The organism is Pseudanabaena sp. 'Roaring Creek' (assembly GCF_001402795.1).
Classification (GTDB): Bacteria; Cyanobacteriota; Cyanobacteriia; order Pseudanabaenales; family Pseudanabaenaceae; genus Pseudanabaena.
The window spans coordinates 1-5,485 of the sequence record NZ_LIRE01000018.1 but is presented as its reverse complement, the minus strand read 5'-3'; the positions used below and the strand labels follow the sequence as shown (position 1 = coordinate 5,485).

Annotated in this window: 8 protein-coding genes; 1 reads left to right on the top strand and 7 read right to left on the bottom strand. The window is 42.0% G+C overall.

From position 1 onward, the window contains the following. Window positions 1-263 (top strand): hypothetical protein (locus tag AC805_RS25960; protein WP_055073580.1); only part of this gene is annotated, 263 nt, incomplete at its 5' end. Here AC805_RS25960 and AC805_RS00430 read toward each other — a convergent pair. The 7 genes from AC805_RS00430 to AC805_RS00400 form a co-directional block, all read right to left on the bottom strand. Continuing rightward, window positions 253-702: a hypothetical protein gene (locus tag AC805_RS00430; protein WP_156341259.1), complete on the bottom strand. Its 450-nt coding sequence runs from the start codon at window positions 700-702 to the stop codon at window positions 253-255. The two genes, AC805_RS25960 and AC805_RS00430, sit on opposite strands and share 11 nt — an antisense overlap. A 173-nt stretch (window positions 703-875) precedes the next feature. Next, a complete protein-coding gene (locus AC805_RS00425; RefSeq protein WP_055073578.1) occupies window positions 876-1,082 on the bottom strand; it encodes a hypothetical protein in 207 nt (68 codons plus the stop codon). 37 nt (window positions 1,083-1,119) lie between these two features. Beyond that, a complete protein-coding gene (locus tag AC805_RS00420) occupies window positions 1,120-1,380 on the bottom strand; it encodes a hypothetical protein (protein WP_055073581.1) in 261 nt (86 codons plus the stop codon). A 91-nt stretch (window positions 1,381-1,471) separates the two neighbouring features. Continuing rightward, window positions 1,472-1,807 (bottom strand): ribulose bisphosphate carboxylase small subunit, encoded by a 336-nt coding sequence (locus AC805_RS00415; RefSeq protein WP_009626922.1) that lies wholly within the window; start codon window positions 1,805-1,807, stop codon window positions 1,472-1,474. A gap of 27 nt (window positions 1,808-1,834) precedes the next feature. Further along, complete coding sequence (locus AC805_RS00410; RefSeq protein ID WP_072143480.1) at window positions 1,835-2,326, bottom strand: chaperonin family protein RbcX; 492 nt, start codon at window positions 2,324-2,326, stop codon at window positions 1,835-1,837. A 72-nt stretch (window positions 2,327-2,398) separates the two neighbouring features. After that, window positions 2,399-3,829 (bottom strand): form I ribulose bisphosphate carboxylase large subunit, encoded by a 1,431-nt coding sequence (locus AC805_RS00405; RefSeq protein ID WP_009626920.1) that lies wholly within the window; start codon window positions 3,827-3,829, stop codon window positions 2,399-2,401. Between the two features lie 715 nt (window positions 3,830-4,544). Then, window positions 4,545-5,306 (bottom strand): DUF1350 family protein, encoded by a 762-nt coding sequence (locus AC805_RS00400; protein ID WP_055073577.1) that lies wholly within the window; start codon window positions 5,304-5,306, stop codon window positions 4,545-4,547. Between the last annotated feature and the right edge of the window lie 179 nt (window positions 5,307-5,485).

Sequence of the window (5,485 nt, the reverse complement as noted above, 5' to 3'; positions counted from 1 at the left end):
AGCGATCGCCCCTAGTCAGATATCAACAAACAGCGATCGCCCCTTCATCTCCCTACAACAAAGCGATCGCTTTCACCAAATATCAAAAACTGCGATCGCCCCATAATCTCCCCAACCACAAAGCGATCGCCCCTTCATCTCCCCATCAAAAAGCGATCGCCTCCAATCAAAATCAACAACCAGCGATCGCCCCCCAACTAAAATCAACAACCAGCGATCGCCTCTTCACCTCCCCACCACAAAGCGATCTTCTTACTTATTAACTTGAGATAGCAAATCAAGATAATGAGATTTTGGGACATGTTTGACTATAAATTGCATCATTAAATTGAGTGAAGCTTTTAAAGCAATCTTATCGCCGTCAGAAATGACAGAACGAAATTCGTTGTTTGCATAACCAATAACAAATGCACCTATAGCAGTTTCAATATAGGTTTCTGAAAGCCCAGAGAAATTAAAATTTCCAATGTCATCGATAATATCTTTAGATAATTGGAATAAGATATCCCAATCTGCAAACGTCTGATCCCAAAAACCTTCTAGAAAATTAACAGCTACTAATTTCTCCATCAAGTTTCCTTGATACAACTGTAAATAAATGGCAGTATCATAAGGATATCTTGGTTTTATATCCCCAAAACATCTCCCTAATTTCCAAGGAACTACAATATCAATATCAATATTAATATCATGTTTAGTCAATCCTTTAAGATGCTCAATTAGTTTATTGACAACCAATTCTTGTCTAAATTGGCTAAAAAAACTTCTACTTCTTCTTCCCAGACATCGAAAATTTCTTGGTCTAGAAATTTCTTAATTGATAGTTCATCTACTTCCATTTTTTAGCCTAATTATGAAAAATCTTGATGGCACGACTAGCTAATTCTTGGGAGTAATGATTGATAGTACAAGTAAGCATCATCACCAGAAAGTAGTTCATCATCTTCTACTTCCTGCATCAACTTAGCTAAGCCAAAGTTTTCTAAAATTTCTTCGATTTGGTTATAAACGGCTATAGGAATTTGCACCGTAAGAGGACGATGCTGCTCGTCAAAAACATTTTGCTTTGGGATATCAAGCATCAGTGAGCTACCTCAGTATTCTTGTCATATACTAGCACTAGCCATGTTGACGATGTTCTGCTACATGGCGGATTTGACGAGCATATTCTTGACTGTCCATAATCTCAGGACGAGAGTTAATTAGTCCTTCACTTTGCCAATAACTTACTAATTCTGTACCAGTTCTAAGCTGACCTTCTAAAAATTTTCTAACAGCTAGAAGTTGAAGAATATATTCTGGTAAGGATAAACTAATTTTCCCTGCTTCCACAGATAGCTCTTGTTCTAATTCTTGAGGTAAATCTAAAGTAATAGCCATAGTCTTAATTTTGGGATTTGGCATTGCTGTCTATTAATATAGCAAATAACAAAAAAGCCCCGCAATGCGGGGCTTTTTTGTTTGTTAAAGCTTAGTAACGAGCGCTGTTAGGCTTGTGGACGATGAAGCTTTGGACTTGGCATTGCTTGATGTTGTCAAAAGCGACTACGCGGATGAAGCTACCAGGATAGCTAGAGCGGCAAGCTTGAACTTCGCTCAAAACTTCTTGAGGAGTTCTGGCGTTGAACAAGGGCAACTTCCAAAGAGTCCAGTAGTGGATCGCTGGATCGGAATCTTCGTTAAATTCGATCGCAGGATAGAAACCTTGCTTCAAGGTGTACTCGATTTGACGAGTGATTTGAGCATCGCTCAAAGGTGGAAGGTAAGAAAGAGTTTCGTAACGACGCTCTTTAGGTAAAGTTTGCATTATTTCCTCGCGATTGAAATTAAATTGCTATTGATTTGATTGAGGGGAAGAGCGATCGCCATCACCATCTGAGTCTGCGGCAACTTCTGGAGGAAATTCGAGAATATCTACAGAACTAACTTCTAGGTTTCGATCTATATCAGAAACTAAATTCTCGCATTCCGAATATCCTTCAGAAGCCTGAACGCTCATAATGCGCTCAAAATGCTGACGACGAAGCTGCATATTTGATTGTTGGATTCCAGAACGAGTCATTTCAGGCAAAAAATCTAAAATCTCATTTGCCAGATGTTCCCGCACTGTCATCACTCGAAAAGCCATTTCTTGGTGAACCTCGAAGAGGTCTTTGATATAAAGTTCGCCATTTTGGAGTCTTTCGCGCGTCGAGAACTGATTAAACCAAAGAGCTTTTAACTTATCAGTTTCCTCCAATTGATCGGCAATAGTCTTGACAGCCTCGAAGGTCAAAAAATTGATCAACATATTGGCTGTGGACTTAGTACTGCGCTTAATATCCATAGGCTGACTTTACCAAGATTCCTTAATATAGTATTTCGCAACGCGAAACACTATATTAATGGAGCTAATCGATTACAGAGTATCCATTGCTTCAAACTCGAACTTGATTTCCTTCCAAAGTTCAAGAGCAGCATTCAATTCAGGAGACCAACGACCAGCTTCACGAAGGATGTCGCCACCTTCACGCATCATGTCGCGACCTTCGTTACGGGCTTGGATACAAGCTTCAAGAGCAACGCGGTTAGCGGTTGCACCAGGAGCAGCACCCCATGGGTGACCCAAAGTACCACCACCGAACTGCAAGCAAGAGTCATCGCCAAAGATTTCCACGAGCGCAGGCATGTGCCATACGTGGATACCACCCGAAGCAACGGGAAGTACGCCAGGCATAGAAGCCCAGTCTTGAGTGAAGTAGATACCGCGATCGCGATCTAGTTCGATGTGGTCTTCACGCATGAGGTCAACAAAGCCCATGGTGATGCCCTTTTCGCCTTCGAGCTTACCAACAACGGTTCCAGAGTGGAGGTGATCGCCACCAGACATACGGAGACATTTTGCCAAAACGCGGAAGTGAATCCCGTGAGTTTTTTGACGGTCGATAACAGCGTGCATAGCACGGTGAATGTGCAAGAGCAAGCCATTTTCGCGGCAGTACTTAGCAAGAGAGGTGTTAGCGGTGAAACCACCAGTCAAGAAGTCATGCATGATGATCGGTGTGCCGATTTCCTTAGCGAAGGCTGCACGTTCCATCATTTGCTCGGAAGTAGGAGCAGTGACGTTGAGGTAGTGACCCTTGATTTCGCCAGTTTCAGCTTGAGCTTTTTCGATTGCTTCTTGTACGAACAGGAAGCGATCGCGCCAGCGCATGAAAGGCTGAGAGTTAATGTTTTCGTCGTCTTTGGTGAAGTCCAAACCACCGCGCAAACATTCGTATACTGCACGACCGTAGTTCTTAGCAGATAGACCTAATTTTGGCTTGATGGTACAACCCAACAGAGGACGACCGTACTTGTTCAACTTGTCGCGCTCAACTTGGATACCGTGAGGAGGTCCTTGGAAAGTCTTCAAGTAGGCGATGGGTACGCGAATGTCTTCTAGACGAAGGGCACGAAGAGCTTTGAAACCAAATACGTTACCAACTAATGAAGTTAGCAAGTTGGTTACGGAACCTTCCTCGAACAAGTCCAGAGGATAGGCGATGTAGGCGATATATTGATTGTCTTCGTTAGGTACTGGCTCGACATCATAGCAACGACCTTTGTAGCGATCGAGGTCGGTTAGCAAATCTGTCCATACAGTTGTCCAAGTCCCTGTAGAAGATTCAGCAGCTACCGCAGCAGCAGCTTCTTCAGGAGGTACGCCTGGTTGAGGCACGAAACGGAAAGCAGCGAGAAGGTCAGTATCTCTGGGAGTATAGTCGGGGGTATAGTACTTTAGTTTATAGTCCTGAACACCTGCATCGTACCCAGCCTTAGCTTTAGACTGTGTTTTTGAGTAAGACATTAATATCTCCTTACTAGATTTAAATGAAAATCGACGAACCACACTAGGCGGCAAAAGAGCGCGTTGAAAAGCGCGGCAAAAAAACTCAAGAGTCAGAGTCAATAGTCAAATCGAAAATTATAGAAAGATTAAAAATCTATTAAAATCTAATTAGCCCTTTGAGATCTGCTTCTTTGTTGGAATAATTTTTTGCTTTATATAAGTTAATCCTATCAGGAATTCTTCGTGTGAAGTCCTTGAGCGATGTCTTTAATTTAAACATAAAGTGCGTATCCACATTTACTTTTTTTGCAAAAAAATTTTTGAAGCTAACTGTTTCAAGCGCCAAATTGATATAAAAAATTGATATAGCCCTAATAAGCTAGATATATCCTCTGGCTATTGTTTTAGAAATATATATGCCAATCTAGATGCTCAAACCCTTTCAACGCATGGATGAGAGAATCTTACTATACCGATGTTTATATTAAGAAAAACGAGAATATATCGATCTATTTTTTCAGTCACTCGATACATTCCAACCTAAAAACTAACATGAATGTTTAGTAATCCTAATAAGATTAAAACAATATTAGAAATTCTAATGTCTCGTATACAAATACAAAATCAATCGATTTCGATCCTACTTTGTTGTTAAGTTGCCCGTTGATTTATCTAGAGTATTTCTACTCATTGCTGTTCCCTTCGAGGCAGATGTATTTTGTGACCTGTTTCTTTAGGCGGTTTGCTTCGCGAGCCATGCTAATAGGACTAGTTCAAGGGTTTGGTTGTTTTTGTGCAGCTCTTGCTTGACCCATTGGGCGATCGCGTCAATTGCCGAGAAGTTAGACCCCGCTTGCCATTTCACGTCAATACCCATAGAGGTGAGGTGCGTACCTTCGAGAGTTTGGAGAATAACGGTTTTGGGAAATTTCTGCTGAAGCAACTGGGCAAGGGCGGAGATTTCGTCAATGTCATCATCGACAAATTTAACTAATAAATTTTGGGTGGTTGGGTAATTGGCGGTAACTATTTGCTCGGTTTCCTTAGGGCTAGGGGTAAACTCCATTGATGACATTTCGGGGATCGTGTTAGCTAGGTTTTTAAAGAAAGGAATTGAGCGATCGGCACTGTAGTTGTTGTAGGCGATGTAGATATTGCCAGCACGGGTGGGTTTGTAAAGGCTATTAATTAATAAATGGATTTTGCAGCCCATACTGTGACCCATGCCAAACACGGGGAAATAATCGAGAAATAGTTTGCTGCGGGCTTTACGAAAGGAGTTATGGACTTCGCGAGCAATTTGGCGATGATCGAATGTGTTGTTCAGGAAGGGGGTAGCGACGATCGCATAGTTATTTTGGGCGAGCTGTTCTAAAACTCGGCTATAGGCAACATGGGGCGCAGCCGCAAAAAATGCGCCACCCAGAAAGTGAATTACGCCCTTGGGTTTCTGAGGGGTCAGTACCCAATTTTCTTCGATCTGCTTCCACTCCATTGGTTTCGTCACTATTTACATTTCTTCATATCTACTTATTATAAAGCCAAGCACAGAAACCCACCAAAGGCAGGTTTTATACCAATTCCCAGAATAGCGTTGCCATTTTGGGAATTGGTATAAAACCTGCGGCGCACGCGCAGCGTGCGCCGCAGGTTTTAGGGTTTTATATTTAATTA